General features: G+C 66.7%; 14 protein-coding genes, 1 tRNA gene and 1 pseudogene. 12 read left to right on the top strand and 4 right to left on the bottom strand.

The features are described from left to right. Window positions 1-44: 44 nt before the first annotated feature. The gene (locus tag J0I43_RS03605; protein ID WP_292859191.1) at window positions 45-1,262 is read right to left on the bottom strand and encodes an ROK family protein; all 1,218 of its coding nucleotides are present in this window, start codon (window positions 1,260-1,262) and stop codon (window positions 45-47) included. Between the two features lie 68 nt (window positions 1,263-1,330). On the opposite strand from J0I43_RS03605, the gene J0I43_RS03600 reads away from it, so the two are divergent. The 3 genes from J0I43_RS03600 to J0I43_RS03590 are packed head-to-tail and all read left to right on the top strand — an operon-like array spanning window position 1,331 to window position 7,223. Further along, window positions 1,331-3,022, top strand: coding sequence for a glycoside hydrolase family 13 protein (locus J0I43_RS03600; protein ID WP_292859188.1), 1,692 nt, complete (start codon window positions 1,331-1,333; stop codon window positions 3,020-3,022). Between the two features lie 35 nt (window positions 3,023-3,057). Further along, entirely contained in the window at window positions 3,058-5,454 is a 2,397-nt protein-coding gene (locus J0I43_RS03595) for a TIM-barrel domain-containing protein (RefSeq protein ID WP_292859185.1), read from the top strand. A 41-nt stretch (window positions 5,455-5,495) separates the two neighbouring features. After that, complete coding sequence (locus J0I43_RS03590; protein ID WP_292859182.1) at window positions 5,496-7,223, top strand: glycoside hydrolase family 13 protein; 1,728 nt, start codon at window positions 5,496-5,498, stop codon at window positions 7,221-7,223. Between the two features lie 39 nt (window positions 7,224-7,262). On the opposite strand, the gene J0I43_RS16445 is transcribed toward J0I43_RS03590, so the two are convergent. Then, window positions 7,263-7,436 carry an excalibur calcium-binding domain-containing protein gene (locus tag J0I43_RS16445; protein WP_367267540.1) on the bottom strand — a complete coding sequence of 58 codons (174 nt, stop codon included), beginning with the start codon at window positions 7,434-7,436 and terminating at the stop codon, window positions 7,263-7,265. 252 nt (window positions 7,437-7,688) lie between these two features. Between J0I43_RS16445 and J0I43_RS03585 the strand changes: the two genes are divergently transcribed. Next, on the top strand, window positions 7,689-8,420 hold the full coding sequence (locus tag J0I43_RS03585) for a hypothetical protein (protein WP_292859179.1): 732 nt from the start codon (window positions 7,689-7,691) through the stop codon (window positions 8,418-8,420). Window positions 8,421-9,417: 997 nt separating this feature from the next. Here the strand turns inward: J0I43_RS03585 and J0I43_RS03580 are convergent. Further along, window positions 9,418-10,716, bottom strand: coding sequence for a hypothetical protein (locus J0I43_RS03580; protein ID WP_292859176.1), 1,299 nt, complete (start codon window positions 10,714-10,716; stop codon window positions 9,418-9,420). Between the two features lie 461 nt (window positions 10,717-11,177). Next, on the bottom strand, window positions 11,178-11,765 hold the full coding sequence (locus J0I43_RS03575) for an RNA polymerase sigma factor (protein WP_292859173.1): 588 nt from the start codon (window positions 11,763-11,765) through the stop codon (window positions 11,178-11,180). Between the two features lie 776 nt (window positions 11,766-12,541). Between J0I43_RS03575 and J0I43_RS03570 the strand changes: the two genes are divergently transcribed. The 8 genes and pseudogenes from J0I43_RS03570 (at window position 12,542) to J0I43_RS03535 (ending at window position 17,347) form a co-directional block, all read left to right on the top strand. After that, a tRNA-Ser gene (locus tag J0I43_RS03570) sits at window positions 12,542-12,633 on the top strand. Window positions 12,634-13,275: 642 nt separating this feature from the next. Then, window positions 13,276-13,590 carry a hypothetical protein gene (locus J0I43_RS03565; protein ID WP_292859170.1) on the top strand — a complete coding sequence of 105 codons (315 nt, stop codon included), beginning with the start codon at window positions 13,276-13,278 and terminating at the stop codon, window positions 13,588-13,590. 108 nt (window positions 13,591-13,698) lie between these two features. After that, a complete protein-coding gene (locus J0I43_RS03560; RefSeq protein ID WP_292859167.1) occupies window positions 13,699-13,890 on the top strand; it encodes a DUF3892 domain-containing protein in 192 nt (63 codons plus the stop codon). A 391-nt stretch (window positions 13,891-14,281) separates the two neighbouring features. Next, on the top strand, window positions 14,282-14,932 hold the full coding sequence (locus J0I43_RS03555; protein ID WP_292859164.1) for a hypothetical protein: 651 nt from the start codon (window positions 14,282-14,284) through the stop codon (window positions 14,930-14,932). A 282-nt stretch (window positions 14,933-15,214) separates the two neighbouring features. After that, window positions 15,215-15,574 carry a DUF4190 domain-containing protein gene (locus J0I43_RS03550; RefSeq protein ID WP_292859161.1) on the top strand — a complete coding sequence of 120 codons (360 nt, stop codon included), beginning with the start codon at window positions 15,215-15,217 and terminating at the stop codon, window positions 15,572-15,574. 119 nt (window positions 15,575-15,693) lie between these two features. Next, window positions 15,694-15,864 (top strand): hypothetical protein, encoded by a 171-nt coding sequence (locus J0I43_RS03545; RefSeq protein ID WP_292859158.1) that lies wholly within the window; start codon window positions 15,694-15,696, stop codon window positions 15,862-15,864. A 231-nt stretch (window positions 15,865-16,095) separates the two neighbouring features. Continuing rightward, window positions 16,096-16,565, top strand: a pseudogene (locus tag J0I43_RS03540) (recombinase family protein); the annotation flags it as partial. Window positions 16,566-16,726: 161 nt separating this feature from the next. Beyond that, window positions 16,727-17,347 (top strand): hypothetical protein, encoded by a 621-nt coding sequence (locus J0I43_RS03535; protein WP_292859155.1) that lies wholly within the window; start codon window positions 16,727-16,729, stop codon window positions 17,345-17,347. Window positions 17,348-17,396: the final 49 nt, after the last annotated feature.

Below are 17,396 nucleotides of genomic sequence, written 5' to 3'. Positions count from 1 at the left end.
CGCCGCCCGGGTCTTTCGGCGCGGTCGAGCGAGGGGTGCGGGGATCAGGCCGACAGGGCGCGGGCGCGCAACTGCGCGATGGCGGTGCGCACCGCGCCGACGAGCACGACGTCGCGCCCGAGCGCCGAGGATTCCACGACGGGGGAGAAGGGGAGCAGCTGCGTCAGGCGCGCGCGCACCGCAGGCAGCAGCGGCGCCACGGTGTCCGCGACTCCGCCCGCCACGACCACGCGGGCGGGGTCGACGAACTGCGCGAACGTCGAGATCGTGAGCGCGAGGCGTTCGACGAGCACGGCGACGATCTCGCGCGCGACCTCATCGCCCTGCTCGACCGCGTCGAGCACTTCGCGCAGAACCGTCTCTTCCTCGCCGGGACGACGGTCGCCGAGGACCGTGTTCCGGCCGCTCACGTGTGCCGCATCGACGAGGAGGCGTGCGGCCAGGGACAGCCCGTACGGGTTGTCGACCGCCCGCACGTAGTCGAGGTAGGCCATCTCGCCCGCCGCGCCGTGCGCACCGCGCATCAGCTCGCCGCGCACGATGAGCCCCGCGCCGAAGCGGTCTGAGGACAGGAGGGCGATGAGCGGGTCCGAGCCTCCGGACGGATCGGCGGCGAACTCGGCGGTCGCGGCCAGGTTGGCGTCGTTCTCGATGGTCGTAGACCAGGGTGCCACCGCCGCCAGGCGCGTCAGGTCGATGCGGAAGTTCTCCCAGAACGGGTCGCCGGGGAGGGGCGCGCCGTTGCGGTCGACGGATGCGGCGACTCCGATGCATGCGGCGCCGACGCGCGAGGCATCCACCTCGGCCAGCGCGAGCACCTCCTGGATGCAGCCCATGAGCTGTGCGGTGCGGTCGAGGGGTGCCGGCATGTCGTCGTTGAGGTGCCGCACCCGCCCGAGGACGGTGCCGTGGAGATCCGCGACGACGCACGTCACCGAGCTGAGGCCGATGTCGGCGGCGACCACCAGGCGACGATGCGCGTTGAAGGCGAACCTGCGGGCCTGTCGACCGCGACCCGGCACCGCGCTGGGGGCGCGGTCTTCGACGACCCAGCCCAGCTCGCGCAGGTCGCTGCAGATCGCGAGCACAGTCGCGCGCGTCAACCCGGTGCTGTCGATGATCTCCGAGGCGGTGAGCGCAGCACCGTCGGGCGCATCCCAGATCCGGTCGAGGATGATCGCGGCGTTCTGGTCGCGCATCTGCTGCGGAGAACGCGCGACGATCCCGCCGATCGCGCCGGACTCGGCTCCCGCAGTTGACATGGCCCTCATCATGCACCAGATTATTTATTTAACGTCTAAATCTAAAGAGACCCGCCCGGAGGACCCCAATGACGTCGGACACCACCGTCACGCAGAAGATCGAACTGCCGACCCGTGAGGACGAGACCTGGTGGCGCCAGGCCGCCGTCTACCAGATCTACCCCCGCAGCTTCGCCGACCTGAACGGCGACGGCATCGGCGACCTGCGCGGCATCGCCTCGCGGGTGCCGTATCTCGCCGAGCTCGGCATCGACGCCGTGTGGCTCAGCCCGTTCTACCCCTCGGCGCTCGCCGACGGCGGCTACGACGTGGCGGACTACCGCGACGTCGACTCGCGGATCGGCACGCTCGACGACTTCGACGAGCTGGTCGATGCCCTCCACGCCGCGAACATCCGCGTCGTCGTCGACATCGTGCCCAATCACTCCTCCGACCAGCACGCCTGGTTCCAGGCGGCGCTGGCCGCCGGCCGCGGGAGTGCCGAGCGGGCGCGTTACATCTTCCGTGAGGGTGGCGGGGAACGCGGCGAACTGCCGCCGTCGGACTGGGAGTCGATGTTCGGGGGGTCGGCCTGGACCCGCGTCGCCGACGGGCAATGGTATCTGCACACCTTCGCGACCGAGCAGCCCGACTTCAACTGGGACAATCGCGAGGTCCGCGACGACTTCCTCACGACCCTGCGGTTCTGGGCCGACCGGGGCGTCGACGGGTTCCGTGTCGACGTCGCGCACCTGCTCGTCAAGGACCTGCCCGAGACGCTGCCCAGCCGGATGGAACTCGACGCGATGGATGCCGCGTCCGGTTCGCATCCGCTGATGGACCGCGACGAGGTGCACGATGTCTATGCCGAGTGGCGGGCGCTCTTCGACACGTACGACCCGCCGCGCACCGCGGTCGCCGAGGCGCACGTGTCGACCCCGGAACGCCGGGCGCGCTATGCATCGGCGCTCGGCCTGGGGCAGGCGTTCAACTTCGATCTGATGGGCGCCGACTTCGACGCGGCGCAGTTCCGTGCCATCGTCACCGAGAACCTCGCGCAGGCCGATCTGACGGGCTCGTCCTCGACCTGGGTGTTCTCCAACCACGACGCCACCCGGCACGCGACGCGCTATGGCCTGCCGCCCGCACGCGGCACCGGCCAGAAGGCGGGCACGGCCTGGATGCTCGCCGGTGCGCCGGCCGGCGAGATCGACCTCGCGGGCGGTGTGCGCCGTGCCCGCGCCGCCACGATGTTCCTCCTGGGTCTTCCCGGCAGCGCCTACCTCTACCAGGGCGAGGAGCTCGGACTGCACGAGGTCGGGGTGATTCCGGGCAGCCGGCGACAGGACCCCGCATACCTCCGTTGTGCCGACACCGGTGCCTGGAGCTTCGACGGCCTCGGGCGCGACGGCTGCCGCGTGCCGCTGCCGTGGCGGAGCGAGGGAGCGTCGTTCGGTTTCGGGCCGGGCGAGTCGCACCTGCCACAGCCCGCGTGGTTCGCGCAGTACTCGGTCGAGGCCGAGGACGCCGACCCGGACTCCACGCTCAACCTCTACCGGCACGCCCTCGCCCTGCGTCACCGACTGCAGAGCGCGGAGCACCTGGAGTGGATCGAGACCGCCGCGCGCGACGTCCTGCACTACCGCCGGCCGAACGGGTGGGAGATCGTGACGAACTTCGGTGCCGATGCCGTGGCCCTTCCCTCCGGCCGGATCGTCCTGGCGACCGGACCGGTGACGGACACGCTGCCGGGGGAGACCACCGTCTGGCTCGCCCCCTGATCGCCGCCCGTCACCTCTGAGGAGCGCTCCTTCACATGTTCCGTTTCGCTGTGCCCCCCGCCCCCGCCCGCCCTGCGTCCGTCGTCACCGGCGACGGATATCGCATCACCGTCCTGACGAGCCGGCTCCTGCGACTGGAGTGGTCGCCGACGGACACGTTCGTCGATCGTCAGACCCCCATGGTCGTGAGCCGTGACTTCGAGACGCCGGATTTCGAGGTCACCGAGTCCGATGATCTCCTAGAGATCCGCACCGAGCACCTGTATCTGGCATACGACCGGGGCGCGTTCCGTCCCGCCGGACTGTCGGTGAGTCTGCGTCAGCGTGCGCAGTCGGCCTTCTTCAGCACGTGGCACTACGGGGACGCGCTACCGTACACCGGCAGCGCGGACGGCAACCTGGGCGGCACGACGCGCACCCTCGACGGTGTCGACGGCGAGACGGCGCTGGATCCGGGCATCCTCGCCCGCTACGGGTTCGCCGTCGTCGACGACTCGTCATCGGTCGAGGTCGGTGACAGCGACTGGGTCCGCCCCCGACCCGCAGGCGGGACCGACCTCTACTTCTTCGGGCACGGCAACGACTACCGTGCGGCACTGACCGACTTCCACGTACTCACCGGCCCGACGCCGCTCATCCCGCGCGGCATCCTCGGGAACTGGTGGAGCCGTTACTGGCGGTACTCCGCCGACGGCTACCTCGCCCTGATGGACGACTTCGCAGCCGACGGCATCCCCTTCTCGGTGGCCGTCATCGACATGGACTGGCACCTCGTCGACATCGATCCCCGCCTGGGCACAGGATGGACGGGCTACACCTGGAATCGCGAGCTGTTCCCGGACCCCGAGCGCTTCCTCGCCGACCTGCACGAGCGGGGCATGCTCGTGACCTTGAACGTGCACCCCGCCGACGGCGTGCGGGCGCACGAGGACGCGTACCCCGCGATGGCGGCGGAACTCGGCATCGACCCGGCATCGCAGGTCGCGATCCCGTTCGACATCACCTCGCCCGCCTTCGTCGACGCCTACCTGCGGCACCTGCACCACCCCCTCGAGGAGCAGGGCGTGGACTTCTGGTGGCTGGACTGGCAGTCGGGCAGCGTGTCGCGCATCGCCGGGCTCGACCCGCTGTGGATGCTCAACGACATCCACTTCCACGATTCCGCCCGCGCGGGACGGCGCCCGCTCACCTTCTCGCGCTACTCGGGGCTCGGCAGTCACCGCTACCCGATCGGGTTCTCCGGCGACGCGATCACGACGTGGGAATCGCTCGCGTTCCAGCCGCGGTTCACGGCGACCGCCGCGAACATCGGGTACACGTGGTGGAGCCATGACATCGGGGGGCACATCGGCGGGATCAAGAGCAACGAGCTCACCACCCGCTGGATGCAGTTCGGTGTCTTCTCGCCGATCAACCGCCTGCACTCGGGGGCCGACCCGTTCCACTCCAAGGAGCCCGCGCGCTTCCCCGAGCCGTATCGCTCGGTGATGACCCGCTTCCTGCGGCTGCGCCACCTGCTGGTGCCCTACCTGTACACCGCCGCTTGGCGGGCGCACGCGGACGGTATCGGGGTGGTGCGGCCGATGTACCACGACCACCCCGACGACGACGCGGCCTACGGCGTGCCCGACCAGTACCTCTTCGGCGACGACATGATCGTCGCGCCGATCACCGCCCCCGCCGACCCGGTCACGCAGCTCGCGGCGATCACCGTCTGGCTGCCGCCGGGCGGCTGGGTCGACCTGTTCACCGGAGCGCGCTACGAGGGCGGACGCCGCCTCGTGCTGCACCGGAGCATCGACCACATCCCCGTGCTCGTGCGGCGCGGCGCCGCGGTGCCGATGCTCGCCGACCCGCGGGAGCACGTCGAGGTCAACCCCGAGACGCTCGTCCTGCGCCTCGTTCCCGGAACGGGCACGTCCGTCCTCTACGAGGACGACGGCTCCGCCGCGCCCGCGCTCGCGGACCGGACGACGATCCGGGCCTCGCAGACCCTGCGTCCGGACGGCTCGATCCTCGTGCGCGTCGAGGCGACCGGGCCCGCGGCATCCGCCGCGCGCACCCTCGTGCTGGATCTCGCCGGCGTCGCGTCGATCGGCGGGCTGAGCGTCGACGGGAGCCCCCGGGCCGACCGCGGCGACGTGATCCGTGTCGACGGCACTCTGGCGCCCGCGCTGCGCGTGCCGCTCGGGCGGGCGCACCTCGCGGCCGGTGTCGAGATCGAGCTCACCGAGGTGGCCGAGCAGGCGTACGATGCGCAGCAGGCGGTGTTCGAGATCCTCGACCGCGCCCAGATCGAGTTCGGTCTGAAGCACGCCGTGTATTACGGTTCACAGGGCGCGAGCGGTCTGGGGTTCAGTCAGTTCCTCGACACGCTCACCCTCCCGACGACGCTCCGCGGCGCGCTCGTCGAAGCCGTCGCGCAGGCCTGACCGGCGACGTCGCTCCGAACCCTCTTTCCGACAAGGCATCCATGACCTCCTCCCTCTCTCCCGTGACCGAGACCGTGACCCTCGTTCCCGACGCGAACTGGTGGCGGCAGGCGACCTTCTACCAGATCTACCCGCGCTCGTTCGCCGACGCGAACGGTGACGGCATCGGCGACCTGCGCGGCATCATCACGCGGGTGCCGTACCTGCGGCAGCTGGGGGTGGATGCCGTGTGGCTGAGCCCCTTCTACCCGTCGGCGCTCGCCGACGGCGGCTACGACGTCGACGACTACCGCGACGTGGACCCGCGGATCGGCACCCTCGCCGAGTTCGACGAGATGGTGACCGCCCTGCACGAGGCCGGCATCCGGATCATGGTCGACATCGTGCCCAACCACTCCTCGGACCGGCACGTGTGGTTCCAGGAGGCGCTGGCCGCCCCGGCGGGCTCGCCCGCGCGCGAGCGCTACATCTTCCGCGACGGCGCGGGGGCGGACGGGGAGCTGCCCCCCACCGACTGGCAGAGCATCTTCGGCGGCCCCGCCTGGACCCGCGTCCCCGACGGCCAGTGGTACCTGCACCTGTTCGCGAAGGAGCAGCCCGACTTCAACTGGGACAACGACGAGGTGCGCGCCGACTTCCGCACCACGCTGCGGTTCTGGTCGGACCGGGGGGTCGACGGCTTCCGCGTCGACGCGGCGCACGGTCTCGTGAAGGACCTGACCGAGCCGCTGCCCTCCGCCGCGCAGATGTCGGCCACCAACGTGCCGGGCAGGAACCGACTGTTCGACCGTGACGAAGTGCACGACATCTACGCCGACTGGCGTCGCGTCTTCGACCAGTACACCCCGCCGCGCATCGCCGTCGCCGAGGCGTGGACCGACACCGCCGAGCGCCGGGCGCGCTACGCGTCGCCCGAGGGGCTGGGGCAGGCGTTCAACTTCGACCTGCTGCAGGCGGGCTTCGACGCCGTGCAGTTCCGGAGGATCATCACCGAGAACCTGGCCCTCGCCGCGGCATCCGGCTCGTCGACGACGTGGGTGCTCTCCAACCACGACGTCGTGCGGCACCCCACCCGGTACGGCCTGATCGCCGGTTCCGCACCGGGCGAGGCCGCCGAGGCCGCCGAGGCCGTCGACACCGCGATCATGCAGGTCGGCGGCCGCGAGTGGCTGCTCGCCGGCGGGCCGGAAGACCAGCTCGACCGGGCGCGGGGCATCCGCCGTGCGCGCGCCGCGACCCTGCTGGAGCTGGCGCTGCCCGGCTCGGCGTACCTCTATCAGGGCGAGGAGCTCGGCCTGCACGAAGTCAGCGAGATCCCCGACGACGCCCGGCAGGATCCCGCGTTCTTCCGCAACAAGGGCGTCGAGGTCGGGCGCGACGGATGCCGCGTGCCTCTGCCCTGGACCCGCGGCGGCTCGTCGTTCGGGTTCGGCGACGCGGGTGCGCATCTGCCGCAGCCGGCCTGGTTCGCGGATGTCTCCGTCGAGGCGGAGGAGGCCGATCCCGACTCGACCCTCAGCCTCTACCGGGCGGCTCTGCGGCTGCGCCGTGAGCTCGAGTCGGAGGAGTCGCTGGAGTGGATCGAGACCGGCCGCGACGACGTCCTGCACTTCCGGCGTCCGAACGGTTGGGAGTCGATCACCAACTTCGGCACCGCGCCGGCCCCGCTCCCGGCAGGCCGGGTCGTGCTGGCCAGCGCGCCCGGCGTGCGCGATCTGCGTGGGGAGCTTCCTGGGGAGACGACGGTCTGGCTCACCCCGGAGGGCTGACCCGGCAGCCCGGCCGACCGGGCTGAGCCGGCGACGTCGTCAGAACTCGCACACCCGGCCGTCGTGGTCTCGGTCTTGGTACCACGCGTACTCGGGGTCGACTCCGGACTGGTAGAGGATGGCATCGCAACCTTCAGCCGCGTCGCCACCGAGATTCGACTTCCCGCGGGAGCACAGTAGTCCCCTCCGGGCAGCTCCTTCGTCGTCCCTCACCGTTCACGACGACAAGAGCACCCGGGGAGTGACACCACGCTACGGGACTCACGCGTGGATGAGCCGGCGACCCTCATCGGTCGGCCTCAGGCCGCACCCTGGTCTTCGAGGCCGATGATCCCGCCGGCGATCCCCTCGCGCGATCTGGGCTGGAAAATGAAAACCCCCCGGCCGATGGCCGAGGGTGTTTCCATGTAGGAGACGAGGGACCTTGTCCTCGTATTGGTATCAAGGATACTCCAGACTGGAGACATGCCCCAAGCGAAGACGACGGAGCTGATCGCCGGGGCGCTTCACGTGTCGAGGTTCGGCACATACGCGACGGCGACCGGTGGAGACATCGAGCGGGCTCTCCGGCTGTACTTGTGGAACGTCCAGCTGTCGAGCGCGTTTCACGCCGGCCTCGGACTGCTTGAGGTGTTGCTGCGCAACGCGATCGATCGCGAGCTCCGGGCGTGGAACGCGCAGCAGCTTCGTGCAGACGGAAGTCAGCACGCGGCCGAATGGCTGCTCGACCCTGCGCGCCCGCTGAACACATTGACGGCGACATCGCGAAAGACCGCGGAGGCCAACGCTGTCAGAGCGAGGGCTGCGCGTCCCGCCGGGCATCCTCGAAAGCACTCGCCGATCACACACGACGACATCCTCGCGCAGCTCACGTTCGGCGTCTTCGTGCGACTTCTGCCGGTGGACGATCCTGAGGACAAGACGTACCGTGCGCGCCGCGTGCTATGGGAGCGGGCCCTCATGCACCCGTTCCCTGGGGAAGGTACCAACAACGCGGATGATGTCGTCGCCAGCCGCGCGGACAGACTGCTTGCGCTGCGCAACAGAGTCGCGCACATGGAGCCGCTCTTGGCGGTGAATGCGAAGGCGCGTCACCGCGACGCCGTCCGTTTGGTCGGCGCTATCAATCCTGAACTGCAAGGCTGGTTCGCGGGCGTCTCTCGTGTCCGCGAGGTCGAACGGGAGCGGCCAGCATGAGTACGGGCGGTCGTTCCTGGCGCCGAAGACGTGAGTAAAATTTGCGTAAACCTGAGCCACTCCGAACGTCTCTGAACGTGGTCGAGCCGCACCAAAACTTGCGCCTGATCAGCCTGAAAGTGGTCGAGCGTGGCGGAACGAATTCGACCGTCGCCCCAAAAGTCGGAGTTCAAATCCCTCCGTCTCCGCCATTTTTCCCAGGTCAGGAGCCATTTCTACGGCTCGACTGTCGGGTGCTGGCGATCAGAGTCCGAGGCTCGGACCCTTCGAGGTGACCCCCAAGTGACCCCCGCTGTGGCCGAACTCTTCGGCGGCGGCGAGGCGGCGCACGTGGTCGCGGCGTTGGCCTTCGCCGAGGACGTGCGCGTAGACCCGGATCGAAGCCCTGCCGATCCGAGAGGCCGCGCAGCTTGTCCGCGACCGCGCCGCGCAAGCCGAGATGGAGCGGAACGCCGCAGAGCAGGCGAAGGTGCTCGCCGCGGCGCGGGCCGCGAAACGCGCCCGGCACCAACCGTCGAGCGACCACCGCCGCAGCGGGCCGGAGCGGGACTTCGGGCCGAGCCTGTAGTCGGACTCAGGGCTCTGTCATCGGTAGGCCGCGGCAGAATGCGTTCATTCTTTGAAACAGAGGGTGATGGCTGGTCAAGGACCAGCTGGCGGGGTAGTGATTGGCCGCTCGTCGTTCGTCCGTGGCTCAGCGTTCATTCGACGCTCTTTGGGGTTGTCCTTCTTCTGACTTGCCCGGATGGATGGCGGCGGCCGGCACGATCCACGTGGAGCAGATGCAAGAACGGATGTTGCCCGTTCGTTCCTCACGCCCTGTCGTCGCAAATCGACCAACGTCTCTGGGCAGTACACCTGGGGCGCGTACGTCGCTACCGTCACTGCCGAGGCACCCCAATGTACGTTGAGATGCCTCGGCCAGCCTTCTCCGGCTTACGTGGCGTCCGCGTTCGCCGCCTATCAAGCGAGAAGGTCCGGGCGGGAGCCGCCTCCATCACATTGTGAGAATTTGCCAGCTTAGGTTGTTGTTGAAGAAGGCGTTCAACCCGGCAGTGAAGACAACCGAACCGCACTGGCGTGAAGATGTCGAGGGCATTCCCGTGCAACTCGTTCCGCCACCTTCGCCGGGAATGATCGCGCTGAGGATTCCGGTCGCGTGAAGCTGATCATTGATCACTCGGAACGCTGGCCCACCGCTGTCGCCGTTGCCGGCGGCGGGCTGATTGAACGCCTGCACGGAGCGATACTGATTGGAGTACGTTGCCACGATGTTGCCGTTCAGATCGGTTACGGAGATGGTCAGTGGTCCGTGCGTAATCGTGTTGCTGCACACGGTGCCCGACTGCGAGCCGTTCATGCAGATGCTCTGATTGACCATGGGCACGCTGTAACCCTTCACCATCACCGCAGTGTTGGAGTTGTACGCTCCCACAAAGTTTGCACCGTAATACAGCACATCTCCCCGCAGCATCTTGAGGTCTGCACCGCCGGTTGCCGTCGATTGCGCGGTGCCGAAGTACGGGCTGTTGGAGTAGAGCCCTGAGTTCCAGACCTTCCCGGTCGTGCTGCAGTGGTCCGCGAACAGCATCCCGGTGACGCTGTAGGGGACCCCAGGCTGGATCACGGAAAAACCCGATGAGCACACGCCATACGAGCCGTTGGCGTTGGGGGTGCTGATCAGAGCCCCTCCAATATAGGGCTGAGTGTGATACTGCCGATCTGCCAGGACGGCCATCTCTCCCGGGATAACCTCGATCGGAAATTCTGAACCGAACTGCTGAGCAATGTTCGCCTCCACGGCGCGAGCGGCGACGTGGTCCGCTCCGACTACGGCAACCTCAATTCCTGAGCCATCCGCCTTCGCTCCAGCCCACGCGATTTTCTGGCCGTTGATGACGTGTGTGCGGGCGATTCGGTCCGCAGTCTCTCGCAACTCGTCTGCGTCATACTTATCGATCACGACCTCGAATTGTCCGCTAGGAAGGTATTCCCCGACGGCGGATGCGATCGCCTTCAGATCGCCAAAGGCGTGCACGACAACGATGACACGCTCACGGTCCCAAACGTAGTTGTTGAGGTCTTGGCGAATCGGCGATCGGTCGAGCGCCACGATGCCATCAGCCAGCTCGGCAGTTACGCCGTCGTTGTCAGCTGCCGCGAGCACCTCGTCGGGGAGATACTCAGAAATCTGCGGGGCAGAGACATCATCCGGTGAGCGGCCGTCTCCCGCGGCGGCTGACGACGCCCCGAAGGCCACCGCCAGCAACGCAGCGATACCAATAGCGGCGACCATTCTTCGACTCTTCATATTCGTCCTCTCCAGTCATCACTCGAACTGCCGACATTCTTAGGAAATCGGTTCGTCAACACGCGCAAAGCTCGCGAAGGCACCGCCTTGAAAAGTGGAGTTCTCCTACCTAGAGATGTCCGGCAGGCGAGGAATGGTTCCCGTCTGATCAGGGACGGGGTTGGCAACGCTGATCTATCGCGGTCTCGCCGCCGATCACGATGGGCCCGGACGAGGACGGGGTTGGCGTCGGTGAGGCGCTGACCGCAAGGTCGACACAAGGAGAGACCGAGTCGCTGACGTTGACGAGGATGAAGAACCCGCCCACTATTACGCCGGCAGCCGCTACTAGACCCACCGTCCAAATGGTGGGCTTGCGGGGCTTCGCGTGGCCAATCGGCCGAAGCTCAGCGCGGATACGATCAAGGACCGCCTCCTCGATCTGCTCCGAACGCGGCATGCGTTTGTCATCCCTCATGCGCGGCCTCCACCTCGAAGCGTAAGTGTTGGAGCTGGCCCTGCATGCGGGACTTCGCTCGGAAGAGTCTCGACTTCACGGTCCCGACGAGAAGCCCCAGCACGCGAGCTGCTTCGGGCATCGAAAGCTCCTCGATCAGGCAGAGGATGACAACGGCAGCTTCAGGTTCCCTCAGGTCACGCAAGGCCGCATGGATCTCGCGCGAGTGTCCTCTGTGATCCAGTACCCGGTCAACCTCATCGGCGTGGTCTGGTGTTGGGTCCGGCAGTGGAATTTTCGCGAGAAGGCGGCCGTATCGCATACTTCCGCGGCGACTGTTTCGGCAGAGGTGAGAGACCGTGACCATCAGCCACGGACGGGCCGAGTCATCAACGAAGCGAACGCGGCGGCGCTGCCGCCACAACTCAAGGAATGCTGATCCGACTACCTCCTCAGCATCTTCTGAGGAGCGGACAATGCTCAACGCCAGCCCATAGACCGCTGACTCGTGACGCCGGAAGAGGACGCTGAACGCGGACTCATCGCCAGAATTGACCAGACCGATCAGGTCGGCGTCAGTGCGGTCGTGATGAATCACCTTGCACATGCGAGCGGGTCCACGGTTCTCACGCTTCGAGGCTACAGGGCACTTCTCATCGCTCCCGCGGGCGGGATCAGTGTACCGACCCGTGAGTACGCCGCCCGGGGCCTTCCCTCGTCGTGGTCCTGTGGACAATGTCGTGGCGCCTCCGAAGCCGATTGCGAAGATCATGCGGTGGCTTCCTGCGGACAGCGACGATCCTTCGCGCACCGATGGTTGTCATGGTCGACCGGAGCTTACGAAGCTTGCTCCGCGCCGGTGTCCAGGAAGGCTTTCGCTTCATCAAGCGCAACGCAACGTCGCCCGCCAGATTCTGGCACTGATCGAGAACAGCCCCGACTGGTCGTCGGCCCCGCCGATGCCCACGACGTAAGCAGCCCTCGCCGTCACTCGGCGACGAGTTCGCCGGCGTGGCCGAGTCCGCGCCGAGTTGATCCTTCAATGGCCGGACGTACCGCGGTGGGCGGCGCGATCCGATGATCCGCACCTGGCATCTCGGCAAGTTTCCGTACGACCTCATCTACACGGTCCGCGAGCGCGAGCATTCGCGCTCGCCTACGCCCCCGAGGCGCGGCGACCGGGCTACTGGATGCGCCGCCTGGACGACTGGCCGGCCGCTCTCAGGAACGTTCGCCAAGTGACCCCCCGGTGACCCCGAGCCTCCCGAGGACGCCGATTGTCGCCGACTCTAGCGTGTGACGAGTGTGAGACGTGGGTAGCGCCGATACGCTGATTTCCCAGCGATCGCAACGGATCGCGGCGTCCGCCGGCTTGGAGACGTTGCACAGTCAGGTCTAGTGCACCACCCTGCTAAGGTGAAGTCCCCTTACGGGGACCGAGGGTTCAGATCCCCCTGTCTCCGCCATTCTTTTGCCTGATCAGACATGGTTTCTGCCTCGCGCGTACTGGGGCTCTGGCTGGTTCTTGCGCCGTTTAGTGTCCCGAAAGTGTCCCAATCCGGGACACTCTCGGGACACTGCGACCGTCGATTCGCGTCGGCACCGTCGGCGGACAGGTCTCAGATCCGCGTCGTGACGCGGAGAATTGGCTACGGCTCGGCCTCGACGTCTGCAGAGCACCACACCCGGTATAGGTGGTGCCCCTCATGCAAATCGGTGGTCAGTAGGCGCGCGCTAATGCCACCTTCATCGTGCATTTCATCGCGCGGGGCATACGAACTTAGCGAGAGTGCCGCGTCGAAGTCTCGAACGCTGCGGTCAAGTACCCCCTCAGGGAACCGCCGTTCGTCCTGTCTCCGCGTGTTCGATCCAACCCTTGGCTACCATCGCCGTATGGACTCTGGGGACGATGAGCGTATCCTGCGATACCAGCATCTAGAACCGCCCATTCCACTAGACCAGATGATCGAATCCGTCGACGTAGCGGACCATCCCGATGGTCAGGACGAGGGTTATCGATACCAGGAGTGGCTGATTCGCAACGCGCCCGGTTGAGAGCCCGCGCGGGCATCTTCACAGCTCACCTGATCCCGGGTTAGCATTTCGCCATGGTTCCCGGGCCGCCGGACGGTTCGCCTGACGTGAGGGTCAGGGACGCGCTGGTGGCGCTGCTCCTCTTGGGGCTCGCCGTAGTCGCCCCCTTCGTCGCGGCCGGAGTCTACGCCGACGCTCGCGGTGACTGGGCGATGTGGATCGGCCCCGAAGGCGTTAAGGGGTCGCCGACACCGATGTGGTTGAGTTTCGGCATGTGGTGCTTCCTGGGTCTCATGGGGCTGGCCGGCACGAGCTTGTTCGTCGTAGGGATCGTGCGCCACGTGCGCGCGCGTCGCTCGTGGGCGAAGGACAAATCAGAAGCCCGCTGATCGATAGCTTGCGCGCCCGTCACCGGATCGCTTGCAGCAGTGTCGGAGGCTGCGGCAAAGGTGGTGTCGCCTTCGCAGGTAGCGAAGACAGATCGATCGGAGAAAGTCGTGGCAGATGCCGAGATCAAGAACGTCCGCAAAGACCGGAGCGGGGACATCACAGATGTTGGCGTACGGGGGCAATGGGAGTGGTCGGTTGCCCAGGTCGTAGCATCGATCGAATCGCGTACCAACACGTTTTACGTCAACTGCCCGCAGCGCGCCAACGTCTATGTCGCCCAGACCTCCGGTGGGCGATAGTTCCTCAAAACGACGGCGGACACTACGACGAAGAACAATCTCGACAACCTGCCTCCGCTTTAGCTAGGGCCTGTACGCCGACTTCGACTCGGCTGTCGGCGCTGCTGCTGGTCCGCACGCCTGTGGGCCGGCTCACGCGCGGTGATCGACCGCCGAGCGTGCGATGGATATCCGCCGCGCGGGGGAGTCGCTGAGTGCGTGGTCTTAGTAGGTTGGGGGCATGGACATCGCTTCAATGCTGATGGGCGCTTCAATCGCTTCGGTCGCCTGGATCGCATTCGTGCCGTGGACCAAGCTGAAGAGACTGAAGGAGCTCGACGAGCGCTCTGGTGAGTGACGGGGCATGAGCGCCGCAGTCAGGGACGTCATGTGCGCTGTTTGATGCCATTGATTGAATAGCATCGAAGTCGGCGAGTCGCCGACGGTGGTGTTGAATCTCGATGTGACTGTGACCCGCAGCGAACTCGCGGACGCTGCGCGTGCCGGCTATCCGTCGCGCCGAATCCGGATCGGTCAGGCACTCATCTGGGCTGGGCGGGCGTACCTGTTGGCGCTGATCCTTGTAAGCGTCGTGTGCGGGTTTGCGGGACCGGCCTGGATCTCAGCGGACACCGCAATGATCTTCTTGCTCGTATTCGCAATTCTCTGGCCGTGGCTGTTGTTGCCGGTGACGTCGATTGCGCTCACTACCAGCGAAGGCGGCTGTCTCTACGGGGTCAGTGTGCTCGGCCGTCGCCGCGTGGCGACCGACTCACTGCGAGCCACGCGCGTGACCCTTCCCGGGCGCGGCTATTCCTCCTATGTGGCGGTGCTGCGAGATCACCGGCTTCGTCTCCTCATCGTCGTCGGGACAGGGATGTGGGAAGCCAGCCACTTCGATGAGGTCGCAGGACACTCGATTCCCGACCCAGACCAAACACGCCGAGCGCTTCTTCGATACCTCGCGGGGATCGCAGCGATGGTGGTCAGCGTGTTGATCGGCGTCACGATGATGGTCGTCATCGGAAACCTCCTCGCTCCCTGGGCAATTCACGCCAACTGAATCGACAGGGGCCCATGCCGTCTGCCAACACGGATACGGCGGCCGCCCACTGCGATAGCGGCCCGACTCGAAGGAGCGCGACGCGATCGCGCACGCAGGTGGACCGGCCAGGGTGCGCACCTCGGCAACCGAGGCATACCGCCGTATGCCCAGCACATGATTCGATCTGGTCAGCGTCGCTTATCGTCCTGTCGGCAGAGTGGTCGTTCTGAACGCGGCTCTACGGCTCATGTTTCGACGAGGCTTACCAGGCGCGTGCAGTCGCGGCTATACGCTGTGCGAATGACTCTCTCAGGTGAGCCGACAGTCCTCACTGGTCAGCAGATGCTTAGCGCACCGCGATTCTCCGCGATGAGCGTGGTCGGCTTCATCCTCGCCTTCCCAATCCCCGTCGCTGGAATCGTAGTGAGCATCATCGCTCTTGCTCGATCCCGCAAGACTGGAGACCGCAAAGGCCTCGCCGTGGCCGGGGTCATTGTCTCCGCCGTCGGCCTCTTGTTCACCATCGTCTGCCTGGCGATCCTGATCCCCATGGCCATGCAACTGATCGGAATGTGCGCAGAGCTAGGGCCGGGTACCCATCAGATCGAAGGTGCTACATACACCTGCGGCGCTTTCGGCTCTTCGGTCGTCTATCGCTGACCACCAACTCCGCGATACCTGGCCATGGGGCCTTGCCAACGGCGCAGTACGCCAGCCAAGCTGCAGACCACCCGCTCACGGACCGGCGTACGTGCGAAAACGCGGGCTCCACGTTTCTCATGGACTGGTTCGGTCTCGTCGGCCTCGATGAGTGCATCGAAGCGCGACCGACGAAGACCGTGGGTGGCGACGGATTCGATCTCGCGAACGAGGAACGCGATCTGTGCTTCCTCGTGAATATCGCCCATGGGTTCCTCGTCGAACAGGACGAACCTTCCACTCCAACGTGAACGACCAGTCGTAGTTCGCATACAAGGTCAGTGGCGCGCCGCCGACATTTGAGGGTGTGAAATCGCCGATCGTGAAATGCTGTGTTGGCCGCGCCGGCCTCGCAGAGATTCGGACCGCGGGATAGCTCGCGGTGACCTCCAGAGCGCGCCCGCGACTTCCCGTGTGCGGGCAACCGCACGGATAGGGATCGACGATTGTCGCCCTGCGCGCTGGCGGCGCACCCTGAGCGGATGGATGCAATTCAGATTGGACATGCCAGGGTCTCGACCGCGGATCAAGACCTCACCGCTCAGCGCGACGGATTCTTGCGTTTGGGTGTTCAGGACGCGAACATCTACGTCGATCACGGGATGACCGGAGCGAATCGCGCTCGGCCCGAGCTCCGAGAAACGCTCGCCGCAGTGCGCACGGGCGAGACGCTGGTCGTCACCAAGCTCGACCGACCTGCTCGTTCGTCGCGTGACGCCCGCGAAATCGCGGACGAGCTGACAGCTAAGGCGTCGCGCTGAGCCTGGGCGGGAGCAGATATGACCCCACGGATCCTGTGGGGCGGTTGTTGTTCAATGTGCTGGCGATGGTTGCCGAGTTCGAGTGGGGCCTCATCAGCATGCGCACGCGAGAAGGCATGGCCGTTGCGCGTGCGAAGGGACGGTTGAAGGGCAAGCAGCCGAAACTCACCGCGCCGCAGCGGAAGCTGCTGTTCGAGATCTGTGATCGGGTCTTCTAGACCACGAGCCGAGGGCACCTGCGGTGAATTGCCTCGCAAAGAGGCGCCCCGCAGATGCCACGGCCGCGAGGGTGCTGAGGTCAGAGCGATCGCCCGTCGAAGTCGCGCTGGTCAGGACCTGGCAGACTGGACGCATGCGTTCCTCCCGGGCACCACGCGTTGCGCGTGGCGTCGTCGTCGCGTCTGTCGCGACGTTCGCGGCGCTGCTATCGCACGTGGTCGCAGGCGGGGATATCCCGGGATGGGTGGGCATCGCCGCTCCTTGGATGCTCGCGGTCATGGTCAGCACCCTGCTCGCCGGCCGAGGTCTCTCGAGACTGCGCCTCGCTGTGAGCGTGATCGTAAGCCAGCTTCTGTTCCACACGCTCTTCGTGATGGGTGCGGTGTCCACATCTGCGTCGGGATCCGTGACGGCGGGGCATCAGCATCACACGGGGATGCCGGTGATTCCGAGCAGCGGCGATTCGACCGTGGCGGCGCTGTGCGCGGATCCCGCGATGTGGGTGGGGCACGGAATCGCTGCGGCGGTGACGATCGCGGTGCTGTACCAGGGGGAGCGCACGTTGCGGGCTCTGCTCGCGCTCGGCCATCGACTGCGTGCATGGGCACGCCGCGTCGTCACGTGCGACGTGATTCCCGCACTGCCCGTGACGCGCCCCGCCGGCATCGCAGACGCACCGGGCTGGATCGTCCGGCCGGCGGCACGCCTGTCCCTCCACCGCCACCGCGGGCCCCCTCTTTCGATCGCGCTCTGATTCCGCTCGGCCGACGGCCTGTCGGCTGGCTTCGCGTGCGCGCCGGCTG

Source organism: Microbacterium sp. (genome assembly GCF_017305435.1).
In the GTDB taxonomy this organism is placed as follows: Bacteria; Actinomycetota; Actinomycetes; order Actinomycetales; family Microbacteriaceae; genus Microbacterium.
This window is presented reverse-complemented; position numbering and strand designations above follow the sequence as displayed.